This is a genomic window from Phyllobacterium sp. UNC302MFCol5.2 (assembly GCF_000686005.1).
In the GTDB taxonomy this organism is placed as follows: Bacteria; Pseudomonadota; Alphaproteobacteria; order Rhizobiales; family Rhizobiaceae; genus Phyllobacterium; species Phyllobacterium pellucidum.
Genome location: NZ_JMLL01000010.1, coordinates 1,266,516 through 1,288,477, shown reverse-complemented (window position 1 = coordinate 1,288,477; position 21,962 = coordinate 1,266,516). Strand labels below are relative to the sequence as shown.

Below are 21,962 nucleotides of genomic sequence, written 5' to 3'. Positions count from 1 at the left end.
GATTACTCCTGTGAGACAAGCGTTATGGGTTGAGGCCGAGCACGTCGAGCATCGAATATAGGCCAGGTTTGCGGCCCTTGCCCCAGAGCGCTGCCTTGATGGCGCCGCGGGCGAAAATGCTGCGATCCTCAGCGTGATGCGATAATGTGATGCGTTCGCCTGGTCCGGCGAGGATCACCGAATGGTCGCCGACCACCGAACCGCCGCGAAGGGCGGCAAAGCCGATCGCGCCAGCCTCGCGCGGGCCCGTGTGGCCATCGCGAATCCGCACGCTGTGCTGGCCGAGGCCGATATCGCGGCCATCCGCTGCGGCCTCACCCAGCAGCAGCGCTGTGCCGGATGGCGCGTCGACCTTGTGCTTGTGATGCATCTCCAGGATTTCTATGTCGAAATCGTCCGAGCCGAGGGCCTTTGCCGCCTGCTTGACGAGAACGCTGAGAAGATTGACGCCAAGGCTCATATTGCCGGACTTGATGACGACCGCATGGCGCGCGGCTGCGTGGATCTTGGCATCGTCTTCCGCCGAGCAGCCGGTCGTGCCGATGACGTGGACGATACGCGCCTGGGCCGCCAGCTCGGAAAATTCAACTGTGGCGCCTGGGGTGGTGAAATCGAGGACGGCCTCGACGCCGACAAATACACCCAGCGCATCGTCGGTCACTTCGACGCCAAGGGCCCCCAAGCCGGCAATCTCACCGGCGTCGCGGCCGATATGCGGCGAGCCTGCCCGTTCCACTGCGCCGGCGAGAACGGCGCCGGGCGTCTCGTTGATAAGACGGATGAGCGTCTGGCCCATGCGGCCGCCGGCGCCGACCACGGCAAGCTTCATCGGCGTGGCGGGCTGTTCGGCACTCATGTGGCGGTTCCTGTGATTTCTGTGGGCTGCAATTCGGTATCGTCGATGATGGGCGACTCTTCCTTGCCTTGCAACTGGTAGAAACGCGCGTAGACGCCGTTCGGAATGGCAAGGAGGCTGGCGTGCACGCCCTCCTCGACCACGCGTCCGGCCTCCATGACGACGATGCGGTCGGCATTGACGATTGTCGAAAGCCGATGCGCGATGACGATCGTCGTGCGGCCGCGCATCACATAGTCTAGCGCCTGCTGCACGCGTTTTTCAGATTCATTGTCGAGCGCCGAGGTCGCCTCGTCGAGAAGAAGGATCGAGGCGTTGCGAACGATGGCGCGGGCGATGGAAAGGCGCTGGCGCTGTCCGCCGGAAAGGTTCGCCCCGTTTTCGCCGATCTCTGTGCCGTAGCCTTGCGGCTGCCGCCGGATGAACTCGTCGGCATTGGCGAGCTTTGCCGCCTCGATGACTTCCTCGTCGGTGGCATCAGGGCGGCCATAGCGGATATTATCGGCGATGGTGCCCTCGAAGAGATAGGGCTGCTGCGACACATAGGCGATCGATTGCCGCAGCGAACGCTTGCTGACATGGGCGATATCCTGCCCGTCAATGAGGATGCGCCCGCCGTCTATGTCATAGAAACGCTCGACAAGACCGAACAGCGTCGACTTGCCGGCCCCCGAAGCGCCGACGATGGCGGTGGACTTGCCGGCTTCCGCCGTGAAGCTGATCCCGTGCAGGACCGGGATTTCTCCATAGCTGAAGCGGACATTGTCGAACTTTACCTCGCCCGAGGGCACGGTGATCGGTACTGCGCCAATGCTGTCGGCCTGCCGGGGCTCGATGTCGAGGATTTCGTAGATCATGCGCGCATTGACGAGCGCGCGCTCGAGCCCGACCTGGACCCGTGCCAGACGCCGCACCGGATCATAGGCGAGGAGGACTGCCGTCATGAAGCCGAACATTGCGCCGGGTGGCTCCGCATTGAGAACGGCGCGGTAGCCCGTATAGGCGATCATCGAGGCGATCGCGAGGCCGGCTATGAGGTCGGTGATCGGCGTCAGACGCTCCTCGACGCGTGCGATCTTGTTGGAGCGTTCCTCGGCGCGGTTGATCAGGGTCGTGACCTTGCCGCGCAATTGCTCTTCCATCGTGAAGGCCTTGACGATGGTAATCCCCTGCGTCGCTTCCTGCATGGCGCCGAGAAGATGCGAATTCAGCGTCACCGACTCGCGGTGGATGCTACGCAGGCGCTTTGTGAGGTACCGGACGGTGAGCAGCACCGGCGGCCCGATCAAAAGGGCAAAGAGCGACAGCACCGGGTCGAGATAGATCATGCTGCCGACCATCGAGACGAGCGTCGGAATATCCTTGCCGACTGTCGTCACGATCAGCTGCAGAAGGTCACGCACGCCTGAAATGTTCTGGTTTATCCGCGCTGCAAGCTGCGCCGAGCGATTGTCATGGTAGAAATCGAGCCCGAGCCGCATAAGCTGGTCAAAGATGCGGCGCTGATAGCGCGCCACGATATTATTGCCGATCTTCGCCATGTAGACCGAATAGATATAGGTGGCGACACCGCGAATAATGAAGGCGGCAAGCACGCCGAGGCTGATCGGGATGATCAGGTCCGCACGTTGCTCGTAATAGATCTTGTTGATCACATCACGGAAGATGATCGCGACGAATGCCATGGCGCCGGCCGTCGCCAGCATGGCTGGCACCGCGACCGCATACGACCCGCGCTGTTCATACAGGTTCTCGCGCAGAACCCTTCCGATGACGCGGCGCGCCTCGTTCATATCGATCTTTTTCTTCTTGGTCTGACCATCCATGCAGGCGGCAACTCGCTGGTACAAAAAGACTTCCCGGCAAGGGAAGACCCTTGCCGCTGAAATTGTCCCTATAGCCTTATTGATCCGCCTTGCCTATCGGTTTTGGGCCTCGGCACCGCGTCTGGGCGCCGAGTGTTGCCATTGTGCTGCGGCCTGCACCGCGCGCGAGAGCGGCGAGGCGGCTCAATCGCGGCGCCAGCGGCGTCCTTCGGTCGAGACGCCGAAACGGGTGGGCGTCCGGGAAAAGGCAGAAAGGCCGCTCAGCGCCGCCAGGGGATGAGTGATGATATAGACCGGGGTTTCGCGCAGGATTTCGCCGTGCGGCGCCTTGTCCTCGAAAGCCTTGCGGAACGAGGGATCCTTTAGCGGCTGCACGATCTTCTGCACGATGCCGCCGGCAAGATAGACGCCGCCACGTGCCATGAAGGTCAAGGCGAAATCGCCGGCAAGGCGGCCGAGATAGATGACGAAAAGCGCCAGCGTTTCCTTCGCTTCGGGCGATTCGCCTGAAAGCCCCGCAGCCGTGATTTCCGCCGGCGTCTGCAGCGTCGCGTCAGTGCCACTTACCTTGCAGATGGCCCGGTAGATATTCTGAAGGCCGCGCCCGCAAAGCAATTGCTCGCCGGAAATGCGCCCTTCGATGTGTTCGACATGCGGGAAGATTTCGAGGTCGCGCGCCGTGCGCGGTCCCATGTCCACGTGGCCGCCTTCGCCGGGCACCGGAACCCAGCTATTGCGCGAACGCACCATGCCGGCGACGCCGAGCCCGGTTCCGGGTCCGAGAACAGCCCGGCTGCCATGGGGGTCGCCCGCGCCGCCGCCAAGCTTTTCGAGGTGCTTGGGCTCGAGGGAGACGACAGCCAGCGCCTGCGCTTCGAAATCGTTGAGCACGGTAATGTCGCTGAGACCGAGGGTCTCCATCATCTGCCGCGGCTTTACGACCCAGGCACAGTTGGTGAGGTCGATCTCGTCGCCTTCAACCGGACCGGCGATGGCAAGCACAGCAGAGCGGGGCTGGATCGAGGTATGATCGAGAATGGCATTCTGGATCGCCTCGTCGATTGTCGGGTAATCCGCGGTCTGGATGATCGGGAATTCCTTGGGTTCGGCATTGGCATCCACCAGTATCGCGAAGCGCGCATTGGTGCCGCCGATATCGCCGACCAGAATCGGAAATTTCATGATGTGGTCGGTATCTGCCTGTGTCACCATATCGCTTTCCTCGCGTCGCCCCTTCTTGAGTATGACCATTGGATCATACGCTTTTAGCCTTGTCGCTGCACGCTTGCGCTCAAGTGGCGCTCGCCGCAGTGATTGTGTTGTCTGCTGCGTCATCACGCAGCAAGCCTCGTTTTTGCACCAGAACCTCGGCCGTCGCCCGGTTCAATGCCATTGGAATGTCGTAAACACTGCCGAGCCGCATCAGGGCCTTCACATCGACGTCGTGCGGCATTGGTGACATCGGGTCGACGAAGAAGATGAGCCCGTCAATCTTGCCTTCGGCAAGGAGCGCGCCGATCTGCTGGTCGCCTCCGAGTGGCCCGCTTTTGACGCGGCGGATAGTGAGCGATGGGCACGCTTCCTGGATCAATCCGCCCGTTGTGCCCGTGGCAACGATCTCACACGGCGCCAGCAGCTTTTCGTAGGTGCGGGCGAACGCCACCATGTCGGCCTTTTTCTGGTCGTGAGCGATCAGCGCGAGGCGGAAAGGCTGTGTCATCAAATCTCTAACTTGGGTCCGGCCCTAAATCGATTGAAACCCTATACTCAATTCATGACAGCATGAAAAGGCCGCAGCGAAAAAAGACCGGCACGCGGCAGAAATACGATCCGCCTCAGGGCTTCTGCCCGGGAACCGGTACGTCCTCGGGCAGCGTTTCATCGTCTGGCGCATAGGCCGCGGCGGGAGCGGCAGCCTTGGCTGGCGCAGCGACGGTACCGCCGGCACCATAGGTAACCTCAGCGGCTGAATTCGGTCCGGGTGCATTGAGCACCTGCGCGCAGACCTTGGGCAGGTCCGAAAGCATCATGACGCGCGGTTTGACCGGCTTGGCCGGCTCGGGCTTTTTCTTCCACGGCTCGTCCGTGAACCACCAGGCGAGCGGCTTGCCGCAACCGTCATCGATGCCGGTCGGCTCCTGCGGCTTGCAATTGGGCGATCCGGCTTGGCATTTAATGCGGATATGGAAGTGGTAATAGTGCCCCCAATAGGGACGGATCTTTGCCATCCAACTGCGATCGCCCTGGACGGTGTCGCAGAGCTTCTTCTTGATCCCAGGATGGACGAAAATCCGCTCGACCTCCGGATAGCTCGCCGCACGCTTCAAAAGGGCGGCGCGGGACGCCGACCACTTGTCCGGATCGACAAACAGCGTGTCGCCCTTGAGCATCGATGTGGCCTCGACAGTTTCGCGCTCCTGGTTGGTGAACCGGCGCTTTGGCATCGGGGTCAACCAGACGTCGGCATCGAGGCCGACCTGATGTGAGGCGTGGCCCGTGAGCATCGGACCGCCGCGCGGCTGGGAAATGTCGCCGACGAGCAGGCCTGACCAACCATCCTTGGCAGCGGCATCGCGCGACAAGCGCTCCAGCAGGCTGATCATCCGCGGATGGCCCCAGCGCCGATTGCGAGACAGTCGCATCACCTGCCAGGTTGGCCCGTCGACCGGGAGGGCCACACCGCCGGCAAGGCATCCCTTGGCATAGAATCCGTCCGACTGCGGCGCACCGAGGGTCGGCAAGGGCTGCGCGCCGAACAATTGCTTGGCCGGACCATCTTCTGCAATCGCCCCCGCTGTCATGCTGAGTGAAACGAGCGCGCCGAATATCAGGCGCAACAGGACTTTGGGTGTCATTATCGCTATCCCACAAGTGATCCCGGTAAATTTGCGTCGAGGATCGGGGCTTTATGATGGCCAGATTCGCCACCAAGTCGCAATATGCGATCGAATCCACACTCTGATTCGAAGGGGTACTTACTATGCGAGCTGTCATCTTCGAAAAGTTCCGCGAGACGCCGCGCGTTGCAAACGTCGCCGATCCGCGCCCGGCGGATAACGGCGTGGTCATCAAGGTCGAAGCCACGGGCCTTTGTCGCAGCGACTGGCACGGCTGGATGGGGCATGACGCGGACATCGTCCTGCCGCATGTGCCGGGTCACGAACTTGCCGGAACCATTGCGGCAGTCGGCAAGCACGTGAAGCAATGGCAGATCGGCCAGCGCGTAACAGTGCCGTTCGTCGGCGGCTGCGGTCACTGCTTCGAGTGCAATTCCGGTAACCATCAAGTCTGTGAGAACCAGTTCCAGCCGGGATTTACCGCCTGGGGTTCATTTGCCGAGTTTGTCGGTGTCGACTATGCCGATACCAACTTGGTCGGCTTGCCGGATTCTCTCGATTTCGCGACGGCGGCGAGCCTTGGCTGCAGGTTCGTCACCTCGTTTCGCGCAATCGTCGATCAGGCCAGGGTCAAGCCCGGCGAGTGGGTTGCCGTGCACGGCTGCGGCGGCGTCGGGCTGTCGGCGATCATGATCGCCACTGCCATGGGCGCCAATGTCGTCGCGATTGATCTTGCCGACGAGAAGCTCGCTTTTGCGAAGACGCTGGGTGCTGTCGCCATTGTGAACGGCGCCGAGAGAAGAGACGTCGTGGGCGCCGTCCGTGAAATCACCAAGGGCGGCGCGCACGTCTCGATCGATGCGCTCGGTCATCCATCGACCTGCTTCAACTCCGTCGCCAATCTGCGCCGCCGCGGCCGGCACGTGCAGGTTGGACTGATGCTTGGCGATCATGCGCATGCACCGATCCCGATGGACAAGGTCATCGCTCATGAACTTGAAATCTATGGCAGCCACGGCATGCAGGCGTTCCGTTACAAGGCGCTGATGGACATGCTCGAAACCGGCAAACTCGCGCCGCAGAAGTTGATCGGCAAGGAGATTACGCTCGACGATGCTCCTGCCGCCCTCATGGCCATGGATCGCTTCGAGGGAACCGGCATCAATGTGATCACGAAGTTCTAGCAGCCCGCGTCAGCGCCAGCTGTCGCCCCGCCACATAGCTGAAAAGGCGGTTCCATAGTCCGGGTAGCGGAACGTATAGCCCAGCGCCTTGATCCTGGCATTGGAGACGCGTTTGTTCTCGCCGTAGAAGGAACGCGCCATTGGTGTGAGTGGCGCTGTCTCGAAGTCGGATTCCTCGGGCGGTTCGACGCCCATCAATTCGGCCGCGTAGGCGACCACGTCCTGCGGTGGCGCCGGTTCGTCATCGGTGATGTTGAAGATGCCCCCCTCGTTGCGGGTCGCGAGAAAGCGGAGGGCCCCGGCAATATCGTCGACGTGAATACGGTTGAAAACTTGTCCAGTCTTGTTGAGCCGGCGCGCGGTGCCGTTCGAGAGATTGACGAATGCATTGCGGCCCGGCCCATAGATGCCGGACAGACGCAGGATCGCAAGCGGCACTTCCCGCCGGTTCGCGAGCTCCTGCCAGCCTTTCTCCGCATCGACGCGCTCGACAGACCGGGCGGAGACCGGGTGGCACGGCGTCGTTTCATCAACCCACGCGCCGCCATGATTGCCGTATACGCCCACCGTCGAGAGATAGCCTATCCATTGCAGCTTCGGCATCCCGCGTGCAATGGTCGGCGTGAACTGGGCCAGTACCGGATCGCCGCTTTGGCCCGGTGATGTCGAAACGGCGATATGGGTTACGCTCGCCAGCGTATCGACGATTTCCTGCGAGGCATGGGTCCCATGGAAAAGATAGGGCGTTATGCCGTCCTGCTTAAGCGCGGCGAATTTGCTCGCGTCACGCGTCGTCCCGCCGATAAAGTCCGCTTGACCGGCCATGATCCTGGCGAATGCGCGTGCCGAATATCCGGCCCCGAAAAGAAAAATCTGCATTATTGATTTTTCACAGCATTCCGCCATTCGGTCAAGACGTCCAGGTCGTTCTCATGAGCTGCGTGGCGCATTCGCAAGGCCGAAAGTGGTTCCGGTTCCGAGAGTTCGCCGAGCGCCCACACTGCCGCGCCCCGCACCAGCGGCGAAGGGTCGGCGAGATGCGCTTCCACACGTTCGATGAGTTCCGACCTGCCCGAATTGCCGCTGGCGATCAGGACGTTGCGGATGAAACGATCGCGGCCGATGCGCTTGATCGGAGAACCGGTAAAGAGCTCGCGAAATGCCGCGTCATCCAGGCCAAGCAGCGACGCGAGATCAGGCGACTTCAGATCTTCGCGCGCCTTCAACTTCGCCTCGCGCGCACTTTCGGCAAACTTGTTCCAGGGACACACGGCAAGGCAATCGTCGCAGCCATAGATGCGGTTGCCCATCGCCTTGCGGAATTCCGGCGCGATCGGTGCCTTGTGTTCGATCGTAAGATACGAGATGCAGCGGCGCGCATCGAGCTGATAGGGTGCGGGAAAAGCCTGCGTCGGACAGGCATCGAGGCAGGCGCGGCACGACCCGCAATGGTCGGAGTCGGGCTCGTCGGCGGGAAGTTCCGCCGTCGTGAAAATCGTGCCCAGAAACAGCCAGGAGCCGTGGCTCCGGCTGACGAGATTGGTGTGCTTGCCCTGCCAGCCGACGCCCGCGGCTTCGGCGAGCGGCTTTTCCATCACCGGCGCCGTATCGACGAAGACCTTCACGTCCGCGCCTGCCGCGCGCGCAACGAAACGGCTGGCGATGCCCTTGAGCTTGCCTTTGATGATGTCGTGGTAGTCCCGGTTCTGCGCGTAGACAGATATGGCCGCCTTGTTCCGTTCTTGGAGAAGCTCAAGCGGATTGCTGTCGGGCCCGTAATTCATGGCGAGGACGATGACGGAGCGCACCTCGGGCCATAGCGCGTCTGGGCGCGACCGCCTGAGTGCCGTTTCCTCCATCCAATCCATCGTGGCATGGCGGCCGAGCGCCAGATACTGGCGGAGCCGTTCCTCGGCTTGCGGAATGGCGTCGGGACGCGTCACCGCAACGAGATCAAAGCCGTGCGCACGGGCCTCATCGATGATGAACTGTTTCAGCTTATCCGGTTGGCCGGCACGCATGGCAAAGTCCCGTGGACCCTTGAACTCGCTAGCTTGCAGCGGTTTGGCTCAGAAATCCAGATCGCCATAATGCGATGCAGGTGGAAGTCCGCGCACGCGGTCGGAAAGCAGAGGCCGGAACGACGGGCGCGATTTCATGCGCGTATACCAGTCGCGTGCGGCCTTGTACTCGGCCCATTTGATCTCGCCGAGATAATCAAGGATCGAAATCGATGCTGCGGCCGCCATGTCGGCATAGCTCGGCGTTGGACCGGCAAGCCAATTGCGGGTCGCCGAAAGCCAGTCGATATATTTCATGTGCTGTGTGATGTTCGAGCGTGCCGCGCGGATGGCGGTAGAGTCGGGAGCGCCGCCGCCCTGTTCGGCCGTCATGTGCAGCTTGAAGATGCGCTCGCGCGCCATATGGCGCGTTACTTCGTTTTCGAGTTTCGACAGGAACCAGTCAATCAGCCGGCGCACTTCGGCGCGGTTCAGCGAATCTTCCGGAAACAGGCGGCGGCTGCGCTTCAGCGCGCCGCGCGTCTCATCGATATATTCGGCGATTACGGAGGCCCCCGAGATCGGCACGTCGCCTTCGGCGAGGAGCACCGGTAGTGTCCCGGCGGGATTGAGCGCCAGGAATTCCTTGCGTCGCGCCCAACTGTTCTCCTCGATCAGTTCCGCCTCGATGTCATATTCATTGAGGATGAGGCGCGCATAGCGTGAGCCGGTGGACATGGGATGATGGAAGAGCGTCAGCATCTTTGTAAGCGGATCTTTCAAACTGGCATTTTATTCGGCGTCGTCGTATTTCTCGGCACCGCTTTGAGTCTGCGCCCAAAGCTATAGGCGCAAGCGCTGCATGAGACAAGTAAACACGATTTCACCAATAGCCGGTTACCAACCGCTCCCGGCGCCGTCATGAAAGCGATATCATGGAATCACAGACGATTGTCGAAGCCCTTTTCCTTGGTCTGCTGGAAGGGTTAACAGAGTTTATACCGGTCTCGTCAACCGGCCATCTGTTGCTCGCCGGGCATTTCCTCGGCTTTGAATCAAACGGCAAGACCTTCGAGGTTTTGATCCAGCTCGGCGCGATTCTGGCTATCCTCACCGTCTATTTCAGCCGTCTCCTCAAGATCGCACGCGATCTGCCGAGCGATCCGAAGACGCGCCGCTTCGTCGCCGGCGTGCTTATCGCTTTCCTGCCCGCCGTGGTCATCGGCGTTCTCGCGCATGACCTGATCAAGACCGTGCTGTTCGAATCGCCGATGCTCATCTGCGTGATGCTGATTCTTGGCGGCCTGATCCTGCTCTGGGTCGATCGCCTCGACCTGAAGCCGCGCTATACCAACGTCATGGATTATCCACTGTCGCTGTGCTTCAAGATCGGGCTGATCCAGTGTTTCGCCATGATTCCGGGAACGTCGCGTTCGGGCGCCACCATCGTCGGCGCGCTGTTGCTCGGAGCGGACAAGCGTTCGGCGGCGGAATTTTCGTTCTTCCTTGCCATGCCGACCATGGCGGGCGCGTTCGCCTATGACCTCTTCAAAAACCGCCATATCCTGACCTTCAACGATGCATCGCTCATCGTGGTCGGTTTTATCGCAGCCTTCATTTCGGGCGTCTTCGTGGTTCGCTATCTGCTCGACTACGTGTCACGCCACGGTTTCGGCCTGTTCGCCTGGTGGCGTCTTGTCGTTGGAACGCTGGGCCTCGTCGCCCTTATCCTCATGCGCTGAGACGGCGGACCTTCAATGGGTCTCCCGTTGCGGGCGACCTAGGCGGGCTTCTGCGCTGAATACTGCCCGTGGACGCGGAAGCGCCAGAGATAGGATGGCAGGATAATCTCGACTGTTTCCGGCTGAATGCCGAGGCCCTCCAGAGTCCGCCCCTCGGCCTTGGCAGCATTCGACACCACATTATCCTTTTGCAGCAGCAGAACCTGGTCTCGCGTCAGCATCGGGTTGGGGAGCATGCCCATGATACGCCCCTGCAGGCGGGCAACCCAGAAGGGAAGCGAGACGAACCAGCGCTTGCGGCCGATCACGCGCAGGACGATGTCGAGGCACTGCCTGAACGTCAGCACTTCATTGCCGCCAAGTTCATAGGTCTCGCCGAGCTTCAAGGCCCCGTCAACGGAGCGCGCAATAACCTCGGCAACATCGCCGACATAGACCGGCTGAAACTTGGTATGTCCGCCGCCGATCAAAGGCAGGAACGGCGACAACCGCGCCATATTGGCGAACTTGTTGAAGAAATTGTCCTCAGGGCCAAAGACGATCGACGGCCGGATGATCACGGCGTCCGGCAGAATATCGCGCACCGCAGCCTCGGCGCGGCCCTTGGTGCTGGCATAGGCCGAGTGTGACTTCGGGTCTGCACCGAGGGCCGACATATGGGTCAGCGGAACGCCCGCCGCACGGCAAGCCTCGGCGACGGCACGCGCGCCAAAATCATGCACAGTGCCGAACTTTTGATTGCCGCCTTCGAACAGGAGTCCAACGAGATTGATCACATGGTCCGATCCCGCGACGGCGCGATCCACTGACCAGCGATAGCGCAGATTGGCCTGGACAGCCTGGATCTGGCCGACGCCACCGAGGGGCTGCAGGTGAAATGCGAGCTCCGGATGACGCACCGCGACGCGAACCCGGTAGCCGCGCTTCGTCAGCGCACGCACGACATAGCGACCAATAAAGCCGGAGCCTCCGAAAACGGTGACGAGTTTTGGCTTGGTGATTGTCATCGAACGCTCCTATGGGAATGAAACTGCGGCCGCATATTTCCAAGCTGTTTACTGCCTTTTTGGATGAAGGCAAAGGGTCGTTGCGCCGCATTCTTCGCGGCGCGTTGCCGCGCTCGCATCCCGTCAGGCCGACATGCGCAGCTTGATTTCCGCATTAAGAAGGATGCGGGAATCCACAGGCAGGGGCGTTTTGGAGTCCTGGTTCTCGCCGAGCTTATTGAACAGCAGTTCGATCGCAAGCCGGCCGATCTCGTTGTAGTTTTGCGCCACTGTCGTCAGCGGCGGACACATATAGCGCGACAGCGGCTGGTCATCGTGCCCGGCGACGCGCAGTTGGCAGTCGGGTCCGCGTCCGACCTTCAGTCCCGCCTGGTATGCAGCAGCCACCACGCCGAACGCGATCCGGTCATTGGCGCAAAATACGGTGTTGGTGGGGAATCCCCCTTCCTTCAGGATGCGCGTCGTCCGGTCGAAGGCATACTTCTCGAAATCCCAATTGGCATGCTCTTCGATTGGAATGGCGCGGGGCTCGAAATTAAGGTCAGTCATCGCCTCCGTATAAGCGTCGCGCCGCTCCAGTGCGTTGTTGTTGACGAGCGCCATGCCGAAATAGCAGGGCGGCTCGCCGGAACGCGTCAGATAATCGACGATCAGCTTGAAGCTCTGGCGATTATTGGTGCCGACATAGGCCGAGGTGGCATCAAGCGGTGAATCGACATAAACGAGCGGAATTGAATCGCCGAGCTTGCGCAGCTTTTCATGATGCGACTGCACGCCGAGAGGGCCGATGATCACGCCCGCGACGTTCATCGACTTGAAGGTCTCGATGGCGCGTTCTTCAAGTTCCGGTTTGCCGTCGGAACTCAAGACAAATGCAAGGTAGCCCGCCTGTTCGGCAATGCCTTCGATCCGGCGCGTCAACGCCATATAAAACGGATCGGTCGAATTCGGCACGATGATGCCGAGTATATTCGTGCGGCGGCGATTGAGATTGACGGCAAAGATGTTGGGCCGAAACCCAGACTGCTTGACGGCGGCCTCGATGATGGCGCGTGTGGAACTTCGGACGGAATTCGGATCGTTGAAATATTTCGAAACCGTCGGACGCGACAGCCCGACGAACTCGGAAAAATCTTCCATCGTCTTGATAGGTTTTTTCACCGTCTGGATTCCTGCTTGCTGTCAGCTTGCTCTCAAAAAAGCCGGTGCGCGCGGAAATTGCCGCTTATCATCACAATGATTTTTTGCTCAAAACTAAGACGGCGCAATACATCACCTGATTGATGGGGCGCGATCAATTTTTCGGAAAGTTGCAGAGAGCCTCACGCGCGTCAAGATCTTAATTACTCCGGATCAATTCCTGGAAAACATTATCATGAAACTAATTCTTGCGAAGAGGGTAAAGCTAATACCTTTGAGCTATAGAAATATTTCGGATGCCTTTGCAACGGCAGGCACGAAACCTGACACCTTCGCGGGGGGCGTTTGGGCCAGTGGTTTGCATCAATCTTGCACTCAGCTAGCATAAAGCTTCCAGTTCATGCTTACGACGGGGGAGGATACGCATTGGAAGGCCGCATACCCGATCCGGAAGTCTTCACCCATGTGCGCGTCATCATCGGCATCATCCTCGGCCTGAGCGTCTCGCGACTGCTGACCGGTGTCGCACGTATCATCCAGCATCCCCAGCGCAAGAACATATTTGCCGTGCATCTCGGTTGGGTGCTCTTTACCTTTCTCACCGTCGTGCACTTCTGGTGGTTCGAGTTTTACCTGCACGAACTCGTGCAATGGACTTTCGAGGCCTATCTCTTCGTCATCTTCTTCGCGAGTATTCACTTCCTTGCCTGCGCGCTGCTTTTCCCCGACAGCATGGAGGGCTATTCCGGCTATGAAGACTACTTCATGTCACGAAAGGCGTGGTATTTCGGCATATTGATCGCGATTTTTGTCGTCGATTTCTTTGATACTGCGATGAAGGGCAAGGCGCATTTTGGCTCGCTCGGCCCTGAATATCCCTTCCGCAATCTGTTCCTCATCGCCATTGCGGGCCTTGGCATTTATCTTCGCCGTCCGAACGCGCAGATCGTTCTCGTCTGCCTCGCCCTTATAGTCCAGATCGCCTTCATCCTCGTGCAGTTCGACACGATCTGACGCTGCCAGACGCCCATAGAAAAACCCGCCGGCTTGCACCGGCGGGTCATTGGTTTGGCTGGAAAAGACGCTTAGTTCTTTTCCTGCTTCTTCAGCGCAGCGCCAAGAATGTCGCCGAGCGAAGCGCCGGAGTCGGTCGAACCGTACTGTGCGACAGCTTCCTTCTCTTCGGCGATTTCAAGCGCCTTGATCGAGACCTGCAGCTTGCGGGTCTTCTTGTCGAAGGCGATGACGCGGGCGTCAACCTTCTGACCGACGGTGAAGCGTTCCGGACGCTGTTCATCGCGGTCACGTGAGAGGTCAGCGCGACGGATGAAGGTGTCGAGGTCGTGGTCGACCAGACGAACTTCAAGGCCGCCATCGGTGATCCCGGTGACTTCAACGGTTACAACGGCGTTCTTGCGCAGTTCGCCCGAGGAAGCGGCTTCGCCGACCTTGTCGCCGGTAAGCTGCTTGATGCCGAGCGAGATACGCTCCTTCTCGACGTCGACGTCGAGAACCTGAGCCTTGACGACATCACCCTTGTTGTACTCTTCGATGACCTGTTCGCCCGGACGGTTCCAGTCGAGGTCGGAGAGGTGAACCATGCCGTCCACGTCGCCGTCGAGGCCAATGAACAGGCCGAATTCGGTCTTGTTCTTGACTTCGCCTTCGACGATCGTGCCGACCGGGAACTTCTCTGCAAAGGTCGTCCACGGATTGTCGAGCGTCTGCTTGAGGCCGAGGGAGATGCGGCGCTTGACCGGATCCACTTCGAGAACAACGACTTCGACTTCCTGCGTGGTCGAGAGCAACTTGCCGGGATGCACGTTCTTCTTCGTCCAGGACATTTCCGAAACGTGGATCAGGCCTTCGATGCCGGGCTCGATCTCAACGAATGCACCGTAGTCGGTGATGTTGGTGACGGTACCGGTGATCTTCTTGCCGATCGGGTACTTGGCACCGATGCCATCCCACGGATCGCTTTCGAGCTGCTTCATGCCGAGCGAAATACGATGGGTTTCCTGGTTGATACGGATGATCTGGACCTTGACGGTCTGGCCGATCGACAGGATTTCCGACGGATGGTTGACACGGCGCCATGCCATGTCGGTCACATGGAGCAGACCGTCAATGCCGCCGAGATCAACGAACGCACCGTAATCGGTGATGTTCTTGACCACGCCCTCAACGACCTGGCCCTCTTCGAGGTTCTGGACGATTTCGGAGCGCTGCTCAGCGCGGCTCTCTTCAAGAACGGTACGGCGCGAGACAACGATGTTGCCGCGACGCTTGTCCATCTTGAGGATTTCGAATGGCTGCGGGTTGTGCATGAGCGGGGTGACGTCGCGGATCGGACGGATGTCGACCTGCGAACGCGGCAGGAAGGCAACGGCGCCGTCGAGATCGACGGTAAAGCCACCCTTGACCTGGTTGAAGATGACACCGTCGACGCGCTCGCCGCGATTGAACTTCTCTTCAAGGCGGACCCAGCTCTCTTCGCGGCGTGCTTTTTCACGCGACAGAACGGCTTCGCCGAGAGCGTTTTCGATACGCTCGACATAGACTTCGACGAGATCGCCCGGCTTGAGCGAACCGTCCTTGGCCTTGGCGCCGAATTCCTTCAGCGGAACGCGGCCTTCAACCTTGAGGCCGGCGTCGATGATCGCCATGTCTTTTTCGATGGCGACGATACGGCCCTTTACAACATAACCTTCAGCAAGGTCGTTGGTGGCAAAGGACTCGGCGAGAAGAGCTTCGAAATCTTCGCGCGTTGGATTGGCTTGAGACATACATACTCCTGGCGTGTCCGGAAAATACATCGGACACAGCACCGGTGGTTCGAGTTGCGGTTCATTTGCATGCCAACCCGCCCTTTGAAGGGCAATCCGGTGCATGGGATGGCGGCAAATGTTATCGTTTAGAATGCGTGTTTCGCGCCAAGGCCTGATCGATCAGGGTTTTGGCACTGAGAAACGCGGTCTCTATATCCATTTCTGTCGTATCAAGCAAGTGCGCGTCGCCAGCGGGCTTCAAGGGCGAATCGGTTCGGCCCATGTCGCGTGCGTCGCGGCGCCGCAAATCGTTGAGGATATCCTCATACGTCGCCGAACCGCCATTCAACCTGATCTCGTCGTAGCGGCGCCTGGCGCGCGCCTCGGGCGAGGCAGTTATATAGAGTTTCACCGGTGCATCCGGGCAAACCACCGTGCCAATATCGCGGCCATCGAGCACCGCGCCCGGTGAGCGTGCCGCAAAACTCTGCTGTGCAGCGACAAGCGTGCGCCGCACCGCCGGCATCACCGCGACACGCGACGCGCCCTCGCCAATGTCGTGGGCGGCAAGGACATCCCGGTCGAGCCTCGAAAGATCAACGCTGCGCGCTGCCTTTTCGGCAAGGAACTCGTCGTCGAGCGGCATGTTCTGATCCATGAGCGATTTCGCCACGGCGCGGTAGGTAAGGCCTGTATCGAGGTGGTGGTAGCCATAGGCATCGGCGATACGGCGGGCAAGCGTGCCTTTGCCCGAAGCGGCCGGTCCGTCGATCGCAATCGTGAAATGCGTCTGAGGCGGTGCTGCGTCTTCTTTTTCTTCCTTGTCGAAAGCCCATTGCCAGAGCGCAAACAGCGAGTAGGCAGCCGCAAGAACCAGCGTGATGATCGGGGTGATGCCTATCGTCACAAAAGCAAACCCGCCGATGGTCGACAGCATCGATTCCAGCCAGCCGGGCAGTGTGGCGGCAAAATTCTGCAGTATCGTATCGATGAGGAAAATGAGAACGAACTGAAAGATGAAGAGCCAGAAAAGCAGCGCAAACAGGCCGAAGCGGACCCGAAGGCCCACGCGTTCGACCGCATAGGGAATGGCGACGATGGCAAATGACGTCAGCAGGAAAAACATCAAGCGACCCTTATCTTGCCCGTGATAAAGCCTATGCCGTAGCCGGCGATCGAACCGAGCGCCGATGGCAAGAGCAGAAACTGATAGGGCATCCAATCGCTGGCGCCTTCAGCCTCTGCATTCACTGCACCGGATGCAGTGTCAGACACATTCCACGCATAAAGGAAGATCAAGAGCAAAGGAAGCGCAACCCACAGGATTGTTCTGGCCGTGCCCGGCCATGGCCGGGGCTCCCTGCTGGCGATCGTGCCGGCATAAGCGGTGCGTCCGGCCCAGACCAGGCAAGGAACGCTCGACATGGCGTAGAGGAAATAGACCGTGAAGGCCGAAAGGAGCGCGCTCATTGTCCGAGGCGCTCCCGGTCGGGCGCACGGCATGCTGATAATTGTGCGGATTGTTCAGATGCAATCATGCGCAATCGGAACCGATCTAGCCTTGCGCGCCGTCTTCGGAAATCTCCGCGCCCATTCTGGTCATCATCTCCATGAACTCCGGGAAGCTCGTCGCGATCATCGTCGCGTCGTCGACAGTCACCGGCTTTTCGGCGGCAAGCCCCATGACGAGGAAGCTCATGGCGATCCGGTGGTCGAGATGCGTCTCGACGGTACCGCCGCCAAGGCCCTTGCCGTCCGGACGGCCGCGCACACTGAGGCTTTCCGGACCTTCCGTGCAATCGACTCCATTGGCTTTCAGCCCGTTCGCGACAGCCGAGAGACGATCCGATTCCTTGACGCGCAGTTCATCGAGTCCGTGCATGAGCGTCTCGCCCATGGCAAAGCTCGCTGCGACCGCGAGGACGGGATATTCGTCGATCATCGAGGGTGCGCGCTCCGGCGGCACGCTGACGCCCTTGAGTTCGGACGAGCGCACGCGCAGGTCGGCGACGTCTTCGCCGCCGGCAAGACGCGCGTTGAGAACCTCGATATTTGCGCCCATTTCCTGCAATGTCAGGATGAGGCCGGTGCGCGTCGGGTTCATCAGCACGTTGCGAATGGTAATGTCGGAGCCGGGGACGAGCAGCGCCGCGACCAGCGGGAAGGCCGTCGAGGAGGGATCGCCCGGCACGTCGATGACCTGCCCGGTAAGCTTGCCCTGGCCCTCGATACGAATATGGCGGACGCCGTCCTTGTCCGTCTCGACCGAAAGATTGGCACCGAAACCCTGCAGCATCTTCTCGGTGTGGTCGCGTGTCATTACCGGCTCGACCACGGTCGTTATGCCCGGAGTGTTAAGGCCGGCGAGAAGCACGGCTGATTTGACCTGCGCTGACGCCATCGGCACGCGATATGTGATCGGGGCCGCCGCCTTGGGACCGCGCAACGTTAACGGCAGGCGGTCGCCATCCGCGGCCGAGACCTGCACACCCATTTCTCGCAAGGGATTGAGCACGCGGCCCATCGGGCGTTTCGAGAGCGAGGCGTCGCCGATGAACGTCGTCTCCATCGCATAGGTGCCGACGAGACCCATGGTCAAGCGTGCGCCGGTTCCGGCATTGCCGAAGTCAAGCGGAGCCTCCGGCTCGAGAAGGCAGCCATTGCCCGTACCCTGAATGATCCACACATCTCCGTCCTTGGCGATCTTCGCGCCCATGGCCTGCATGGCGCGACCGGTGTTGATCACGTCTTCGCCTTCGAGCAGGCCGGTAATACGGGTTTCGCCGGAGGCAAGGCCGCCAAACATGAAGGAGCGATGCGAGATCGACTTGTCGCCGGGGATGCGGATATCGCCCGAAAGGGCCTTCGAGCGACGGGCGGTAGCGGGGCGGGGCAATGAAGTGTGGGACATGGAGCAATCACAATGAAAAGGGCTGGCAGGGTGCGGCCGCGTTGGTAACACAGCTTGAAGATGCGGTCATCTCGCAAATGCATTCGCGTGTGCGGGCTTTTTTCACTTTGACAAATACGCTGAATTGCGTTTATGGGACCAGAAATCCATTTTTGATGAGCGCTTGCATGCACGGTCGGGTTTAGGACCTGAATGTTGACCGGATGCGGGCGCAGCCAGAACGCGAGGCAAAACGTGGCAAATCCCAAACTTGGCACCAAGCGAATTGACCCGGAGACCGGGCAGAAGTTCTACGATCTGAACCGCGATCCGATTGTTTCGCCGTATACGGGCAAGAGCTACCCGCTCAGCTACTTCGATTCGACCGCGGCCGCCGCGCGCGAAGAGGAAGAAGAAGTCGAAACCGAAGAACTCGACGTAGCGCTCGAGAAGCCGGAATTCGTTTCGCTCGAGGATGCGGATGCCGACAGCGGCGAGGATGTTCCGGACCTCGGCGATGATGTCGATGTCGAGGTGGAAGATTCCGACGACGACGATACGTTCCTTGCCGAAGACGAGGAAGACGAGGACGACGACGTCACCGATATCCTCGGCGGCGGCATTGGCGACGACGACGAGAATTGATTTCAAATAATCCTGTTCGTCGAAAATAACCGGCGAACAGGACTTGATCTTCCCGGCGGCGGGAGATAAGTACCCGCCCGGGCAAGGCGCCAGACCTTGCCGAATAGTTTGCCGGTTTACCCGGCGCGGCCTTTTCGGCCGATTGGAATGGGGCCATAGCTCAGCTGGGAGAGCGCTTGCATGGCATGCAAGAGGTCAGCGGTTCGATCCCGCTTGGCTCCACCAAACTTCATAAAACAATCCGATCTCTTTTGGAAATCTCACATCGGAGCACACCCGAGCCCAATTTGGCGTGCCAATGCGATTTGTTAAGAATGCCAGTTTACAACAGGCCGAGTTGTTTCTCCTGAGAAAAACGGCGATCTGTAGCTATGACCGACTTCGGCAGGATTGTAACCGTTCTCTCAATGGTCCTGGGCCTGGGGGTGACACGCCTTCTGCTTGGCTTGGTCACTGTGTTCCGCATCCGGCGCGAAAGTCCGCTTGACTGGGTGTCGCTCGCATGGGCGGCAATCCTGTTCACTATCCAACTTCAATACTGGTGGGCCATTACCCTGCTGCCATCTGTGAAGCCAACGTTTTCTTTCCCAGATTTTATCTTCCTTGTTCTCCTCACTCTGATGCTCTTCCTATCGGCAGCGCTTATGCTGCCGAGCAGAAGTGAGGATGAAAAAAACGGGCTGCGCGCCTATTTTGAACATGACGGGCGATACGCTCTCCTATCGCTGACTGGTTTCCTCCTGCTCGCTTTCCTCGTGAATATTTTCTTTTTCAAATCGTCGCCTTTGTCTGCATGGGCTTTGACGGACGTTCCAATGATTGTACTGCCCGTCGCAACCTTCTTCGCCAGGTCGCGCAAGGTATACGCAGCGCTGACAATTGCGTATTTGCCGCTTGTGGCCTGGGACGTTTATATATCGTGATCAACTACGAGGAGATGTGCCGCCCGCACGGGCGTTGCATCACTCCGGTTTATGTGCGAATGCCGGGTAAATTGTCCATGGTGGACCGCTCCTGAATGACCGTTTATGCCATTTGGCCATCATTCATCGCTATTGGCTTGGTCATGCTGCTCGCTTGCCTACCGGTCTTCGATCGGGCGGGATTCGGTCCAGCCAGGGGTCGGCGCATAGATGCGGTGGATGGGCTGCGGGGATTTCTGGCACTTGCCGTCGTGCTCCACCATTCCATCATTTACTATGAGTTCATGCGCAATGGCGCCTGGGCAGTGCCACCGTCGCGCTTCTACACCCTGGCCGGACAATTGGGTGTTGCCTATTTTTTCGTGATCACGGGCTATCTGTTCTGGGGCAAGATCGTCAGGGCGAGGGGATCGCTTGATTTTGCCAGTCTCATGCTAGGCCGCCTGTTCAGGCTGGGCCCGGTCTACCTGCTTGTCGCCTCGATCGCCATGGCCATCATGTTCGTCAGGTCCGGCGCGCGGCTGAACGTGCCAGCGCCGCAGTTTTTCATGGAACTCGTCCAAAACCTGTCCCTTGGTATCTTTCCGCTTGTCGAGATAAACGGTGCCCCGGGCATAGGCACCCTGACGGCGGGGGTCACATGGACCTTGCAATATGAATGGCTTTTCTATTTCGCGCTGCCTTTCCTTGCAATTTTTGCGTGGCGTGATCGCCTGCACCTGCCCTTCGTGGTGCTCGCAACGGTGCTGGCCCTGATCTTTGCCTTGATCTCGCCGGACCGGCAGTTTGCGCTCTATTCGCTCTTTGGCTTCGGTATGGTGTGCGCATCGCTTGAAGATGAAGGTTTGGTGCTGCGGCTGCATCCCGCGTTTGCGTCGCTCGGGATTGCCGCGATACTCGCAGTCATAGGAATGAATTATGAAACATCCTATCGCCCGGATGTGTCTATCTTAATCGGAGCGTCCTTCTACTTGATGCTAAGCGGCGGCACGCTTTTCGGGCTGCTGGTCGCGCGGCCTTCGATCCGGCTCGGAGAAATCAGTTATTGCATTTATCTGATGCAGGGCCTCGCGCTGTTTTCAATCTTCGCCATTCCGCCGTTGCGTGCATTCGCTCTGGCCGCCGACGCATACTATTGGATCGTGATATGCGTGGTCATGGTTGTGCTGGTTCTCGCGGCGCTGGCGGCGCACGTTCTGGTCGAGCGGCCTGGCATCGAACTCGGTCGCAGAATTCAGCGTAGGGAACGCGACTCGGTCGCCGCAGCTGGTGAGCGCCAGCCGCAGGTTCAGCGCAACGCGGAGCGGCCCGTCGGCGAAAGCCTTGCTACGATGGAATCCGCGATCAAATAGCTTTCCAGCGCCTCCTGCGCGCGCTGCCATGCAGTGTCGTTTGTCAGTCGTCTGTTGAAATCGGCATGGGCGGCAAGATTGTCGAAGCGCGAAAAGACCACGAAAACATTTTCTCCGAGCCGCACGGGAAGCCGAGAAAAAGTGTTTTCGCTATGCTCCGAAGCCAAAATTGCGATGCGTATATCGCCAATCCGGTCGAGTATGGGCTCCAGTTCATTGCGGTGAAATGAGTGAAACGCGTTTTCAGCGGGTTCCTTCAGTCTATATGTCAATGCCTGATAGATTGCCGGGGAGGGCTGCTCGCAGCCATGCCCGGGTCGGGCATCTGGAAACCTGAAGCCTCCCGAATCGCCTGCGGGATGCAGGAGAAGCACATCGTCGGAATCAATCATCGTCGCATTGGCAGCATCGCGATGTCTCGCCCAGACGGGTCCGTCATAGAATGCTGTCAGCGCAGCATGCCGTTCTCGCATGCCGGAAAATCCCCTTAGCCAGACAAATGCATTAGGATCGTCGAGATCACGGAACTGGCCAATGACACGCATGCCGCAGGCTTCCTGGGTTTCAATGAATTCAGCATCGAAGAGTGTGATCAGTTCGTCGCGTCGCCCTGGATACAACCTGTAGCGGCGTAGCTCCATGATCGGGCTTTGCCCCGGCTCGCAGTCCGTAGGATGGGCGGTTTCAACAGTCGTGAACATTCATCCTCCAAAACAAACAGGGCGTCCTGTTTTAATAAAAGACCGGTTGTCCTGTTTTGTCAATCTCGTTATCCTTGATGGAAAGGAGAAC

Annotated in this window: 21 protein-coding genes and 1 tRNA gene; 7 read left to right on the top strand and 15 right to left on the bottom strand. The window is 59.5% G+C overall.

Going from position 1 to position 21,962, the window contains the following annotated elements; all coding sequences use genetic code 11:
• Positions 1-22: 22 nt before the first annotated feature.
• The 5 genes from dapB to mepA form a co-directional block, all read right to left on the bottom strand.
• The gene (dapB, locus tag BR48_RS0108190) at positions 23-856 is read right to left on the bottom strand and encodes a 4-hydroxy-tetrahydrodipicolinate reductase (protein ID WP_027230850.1); all 834 of its coding nucleotides are present in this window, start codon (positions 854-856) and stop codon (positions 23-25) included.
• Complete coding sequence (locus BR48_RS0108185) at positions 853-2,682, bottom strand: ABC transporter ATP-binding protein (protein WP_027230849.1); 1,830 nt, start codon at positions 2,680-2,682, stop codon at positions 853-855. Before BR48_RS0108185 ends, dapB begins: the two co-directional genes overlap by 4 nt.
• Before the next feature lie 183 nt (positions 2,683-2,865).
• Positions 2,866-3,894 carry a glucokinase gene (locus BR48_RS0108180; RefSeq protein WP_027230848.1) on the bottom strand — a complete coding sequence of 343 codons (1,029 nt, stop codon included), beginning with the start codon at positions 3,892-3,894 and terminating at the stop codon, positions 2,866-2,868.
• A gap of 79 nt (positions 3,895-3,973) precedes the next feature.
• A complete protein-coding gene (locus tag BR48_RS0108175; protein WP_027230847.1) occupies positions 3,974-4,402 on the bottom strand; it encodes a methylglyoxal synthase in 429 nt (142 codons plus the stop codon).
• A gap of 115 nt (positions 4,403-4,517) precedes the next feature.
• Positions 4,518-5,483: a penicillin-insensitive murein endopeptidase gene (gene mepA, locus BR48_RS0108170; RefSeq protein WP_245273413.1), complete on the bottom strand. Its 966-nt coding sequence runs from the start codon at positions 5,481-5,483 to the stop codon at positions 4,518-4,520.
• A gap of 179 nt (positions 5,484-5,662) precedes the next feature.
• On the opposite strand from mepA, the gene BR48_RS0108165 reads away from it, so the two are divergent.
• Positions 5,663-6,703: a zinc-dependent alcohol dehydrogenase family protein gene (locus BR48_RS0108165; RefSeq protein WP_027230845.1), complete on the top strand. Its 1,041-nt coding sequence runs from the start codon at positions 5,663-5,665 to the stop codon at positions 6,701-6,703.
• Between the two features lie 9 nt (positions 6,704-6,712).
• Here BR48_RS0108165 and BR48_RS0108160 read toward each other — a convergent pair whose 3' ends face one another.
• From BR48_RS0108160 to BR48_RS0108150, 3 genes are read right to left on the bottom strand one after another with little or no spacing between them, the layout of a single operon-like run.
• Positions 6,713-7,582, bottom strand: a complete 870-nt coding sequence (locus BR48_RS0108160) for an SDR family oxidoreductase (protein WP_027230844.1) — start codon at positions 7,580-7,582, stop codon at positions 6,713-6,715.
• A complete protein-coding gene (gene queG, locus BR48_RS0108155; RefSeq protein ID WP_027230843.1) occupies positions 7,582-8,724 on the bottom strand; it encodes a tRNA epoxyqueuosine(34) reductase QueG in 1,143 nt (380 codons plus the stop codon). The genes BR48_RS0108160 and queG overlap by 1 nt, the downstream gene beginning before the upstream one ends.
• A gap of 48 nt (positions 8,725-8,772) precedes the next feature.
• Positions 8,773-9,465 carry a glutathione S-transferase family protein gene (locus BR48_RS0108150; protein ID WP_027230842.1) on the bottom strand — a complete coding sequence of 231 codons (693 nt, stop codon included), beginning with the start codon at positions 9,463-9,465 and terminating at the stop codon, positions 8,773-8,775.
• Positions 9,466-9,638: 173 nt separating this feature from the next.
• Here BR48_RS0108150 and BR48_RS0108145 point away from each other — a divergent pair, with 173 nt between their 5' ends.
• Positions 9,639-10,445 carry an undecaprenyl-diphosphate phosphatase gene (locus BR48_RS0108145; protein ID WP_027230841.1) on the top strand — a complete coding sequence of 269 codons (807 nt, stop codon included), beginning with the start codon at positions 9,639-9,641 and terminating at the stop codon, positions 10,443-10,445.
• A gap of 38 nt (positions 10,446-10,483) precedes the next feature.
• On the opposite strand, the gene BR48_RS0108140 is transcribed toward BR48_RS0108145, so the two are convergent.
• Together BR48_RS0108140 and BR48_RS0108135 are read right to left on the bottom strand one after the other, a co-directional pair.
• Positions 10,484-11,452: a complex I NDUFA9 subunit family protein gene (locus tag BR48_RS0108140; protein WP_027230840.1), complete on the bottom strand. Its 969-nt coding sequence runs from the start codon at positions 11,450-11,452 to the stop codon at positions 10,484-10,486.
• 123 nt (positions 11,453-11,575) lie between these two features.
• A complete protein-coding gene (locus BR48_RS0108135; RefSeq protein ID WP_027230839.1) occupies positions 11,576-12,592 on the bottom strand; it encodes a LacI family DNA-binding transcriptional regulator in 1,017 nt (338 codons plus the stop codon).
• A gap of 426 nt (positions 12,593-13,018) precedes the next feature.
• On the opposite strand from BR48_RS0108135, the gene BR48_RS0108130 reads away from it, so the two are divergent.
• Positions 13,019-13,606: a hypothetical protein gene (locus BR48_RS0108130; protein ID WP_027230838.1), complete on the top strand. Its 588-nt coding sequence runs from the start codon at positions 13,019-13,021 to the stop codon at positions 13,604-13,606.
• 71 nt (positions 13,607-13,677) lie between these two features.
• Here the strand turns inward: BR48_RS0108130 and rpsA are convergent, their stop codons facing one another.
• From rpsA to aroA, 4 genes are all read right to left on the bottom strand, one after another.
• Positions 13,678-15,378: a 30S ribosomal protein S1 gene (rpsA, locus tag BR48_RS0108125; RefSeq protein ID WP_027230837.1), complete on the bottom strand. Its 1,701-nt coding sequence runs from the start codon at positions 15,376-15,378 to the stop codon at positions 13,678-13,680.
• Positions 15,379-15,499: 121 nt separating this feature from the next.
• Positions 15,500-16,138 carry a (d)CMP kinase gene (gene cmk, locus BR48_RS0108120; protein WP_027230836.1) on the bottom strand — a complete coding sequence of 213 codons (639 nt, stop codon included), beginning with the start codon at positions 16,136-16,138 and terminating at the stop codon, positions 15,500-15,502.
• 347 nt (positions 16,139-16,485) lie between these two features.
• Complete coding sequence (locus BR48_RS0108115; protein ID WP_027230835.1) at positions 16,486-16,830, bottom strand: hypothetical protein; 345 nt, start codon at positions 16,828-16,830, stop codon at positions 16,486-16,488.
• 85 nt (positions 16,831-16,915) lie between these two features.
• Positions 16,916-18,271 (bottom strand): 3-phosphoshikimate 1-carboxyvinyltransferase, encoded by a 1,356-nt coding sequence (aroA, locus tag BR48_RS0108110; protein ID WP_027230834.1) that lies wholly within the window; start codon positions 18,269-18,271, stop codon positions 16,916-16,918.
• A 234-nt stretch (positions 18,272-18,505) separates the two neighbouring features.
• Between aroA and BR48_RS0108105 the strand changes: the two genes are divergently transcribed.
• The 4 genes from BR48_RS0108105 (at position 18,506) to BR48_RS0108090 (ending at position 21,170) form a co-directional block, all read left to right on the top strand.
• The gene (locus BR48_RS0108105; protein WP_027230833.1) at positions 18,506-18,895 is read left to right on the top strand and encodes a TIGR02300 family protein; all 390 of its coding nucleotides are present in this window, start codon (positions 18,506-18,508) and stop codon (positions 18,893-18,895) included.
• A 149-nt stretch (positions 18,896-19,044) separates the two neighbouring features.
• Positions 19,045-19,120: transfer RNA gene (locus BR48_RS0108100), tRNA-Ala, on the top strand.
• A 146-nt stretch (positions 19,121-19,266) separates the two neighbouring features.
• Positions 19,267-19,818: a hypothetical protein gene (locus tag BR48_RS0108095; RefSeq protein WP_027230832.1), complete on the top strand. Its 552-nt coding sequence runs from the start codon at positions 19,267-19,269 to the stop codon at positions 19,816-19,818.
• Positions 19,819-19,913: 95 nt separating this feature from the next.
• Positions 19,914-21,170, top strand: coding sequence for an acyltransferase (locus tag BR48_RS0108090; RefSeq protein WP_036813548.1), 1,257 nt, complete (start codon positions 19,914-19,916; stop codon positions 21,168-21,170).
• Here the strand turns inward: BR48_RS0108090 and BR48_RS0108085 are convergent.
• Positions 21,107-21,871: an NIPSNAP family protein gene (locus BR48_RS0108085; protein ID WP_027230830.1), complete on the bottom strand. Its 765-nt coding sequence runs from the start codon at positions 21,869-21,871 to the stop codon at positions 21,107-21,109. The two genes, BR48_RS0108090 and BR48_RS0108085, sit on opposite strands and share 64 nt — an antisense overlap.
• Positions 21,872-21,962: the final 91 nt, after the last annotated feature.

What these genes read in the sequence shown, in the direction of transcription:
- queG (WP_027230843.1), bottom strand. Translation starts at nt 8,724, where the DNA reads ATGCGTGCCGGCCAACCGGATAAGCTGAAACAGTTCATCATCGATGAG.
- mepA (WP_245273413.1), bottom strand. Translation starts at nt 5,483, where the DNA reads ATGACAGCGGGGGCGATTGCAGAAGATGGTCCGGCCAAGCAATTGTTC.
- BR48_RS0108135 (WP_027230839.1), bottom strand. Translation starts at nt 12,592, where the DNA reads ATGGAAGATTTTTCCGAGTTCGTCGGGCTGTCGCGTCCGACGGTTTCG.
- BR48_RS0108150 (WP_027230842.1), bottom strand. Translation starts at nt 9,465, where the DNA reads ATGCTGACGCTCTTCCATCATCCCATGTCCACCGGCTCACGCTATGCG.
- BR48_RS0108175 (WP_027230847.1), bottom strand. Translation starts at nt 4,402, where the DNA reads ATGACACAGCCTTTCCGCCTCGCGCTGATCGCTCACGACCAGAAAAAG.
- BR48_RS0108095 (WP_027230832.1), top strand. Translation starts at nt 19,267, where the DNA reads ATGACCGACTTCGGCAGGATTGTAACCGTTCTCTCAATGGTCCTGGGC.
- aroA (WP_027230834.1), bottom strand. Translation starts at nt 18,271, where the DNA reads ATGTCCCACACTTCATTGCCCCGCCCCGCTACCGCCCGTCGCTCGAAG.
- BR48_RS0108115 (WP_027230835.1), bottom strand. Translation starts at nt 16,830, where the DNA reads ATGAGCGCGCTCCTTTCGGCCTTCACGGTCTATTTCCTCTACGCCATG.
- BR48_RS0108185 (WP_027230849.1), bottom strand. Translation starts at nt 2,682, where the DNA reads ATGGATGGTCAGACCAAGAAGAAAAAGATCGATATGAACGAGGCGCGC.
- BR48_RS0108180 (WP_027230848.1), bottom strand. Translation starts at nt 3,894, where the DNA reads ATGGTGACACAGGCAGATACCGACCACATCATGAAATTTCCGATTCTG.
- BR48_RS0108090 (WP_036813548.1), top strand. Translation starts at nt 19,914, where the DNA reads ATGACCGTTTATGCCATTTGGCCATCATTCATCGCTATTGGCTTGGTC.
- BR48_RS0108145 (WP_027230841.1), top strand. Translation starts at nt 9,639, where the DNA reads ATGGAATCACAGACGATTGTCGAAGCCCTTTTCCTTGGTCTGCTGGAA.
- BR48_RS0108085 (WP_027230830.1), bottom strand. Translation starts at nt 21,871, where the DNA reads ATGTTCACGACTGTTGAAACCGCCCATCCTACGGACTGCGAGCCGGGG.
- dapB (WP_027230850.1), bottom strand. Translation starts at nt 856, where the DNA reads ATGAGTGCCGAACAGCCCGCCACGCCGATGAAGCTTGCCGTGGTCGGC.
- rpsA (WP_027230837.1), bottom strand. Translation starts at nt 15,378, where the DNA reads ATGTCTCAAGCCAATCCAACGCGCGAAGATTTCGAAGCTCTTCTCGCC.
- BR48_RS0108165 (WP_027230845.1), top strand. Translation starts at nt 5,663, where the DNA reads ATGCGAGCTGTCATCTTCGAAAAGTTCCGCGAGACGCCGCGCGTTGCA.
- BR48_RS0108140 (WP_027230840.1), bottom strand. Translation starts at nt 11,452, where the DNA reads ATGACAATCACCAAGCCAAAACTCGTCACCGTTTTCGGAGGCTCCGGC.
- BR48_RS0108160 (WP_027230844.1), bottom strand. Translation starts at nt 7,582, where the DNA reads ATGCAGATTTTTCTTTTCGGGGCCGGATATTCGGCACGCGCATTCGCC.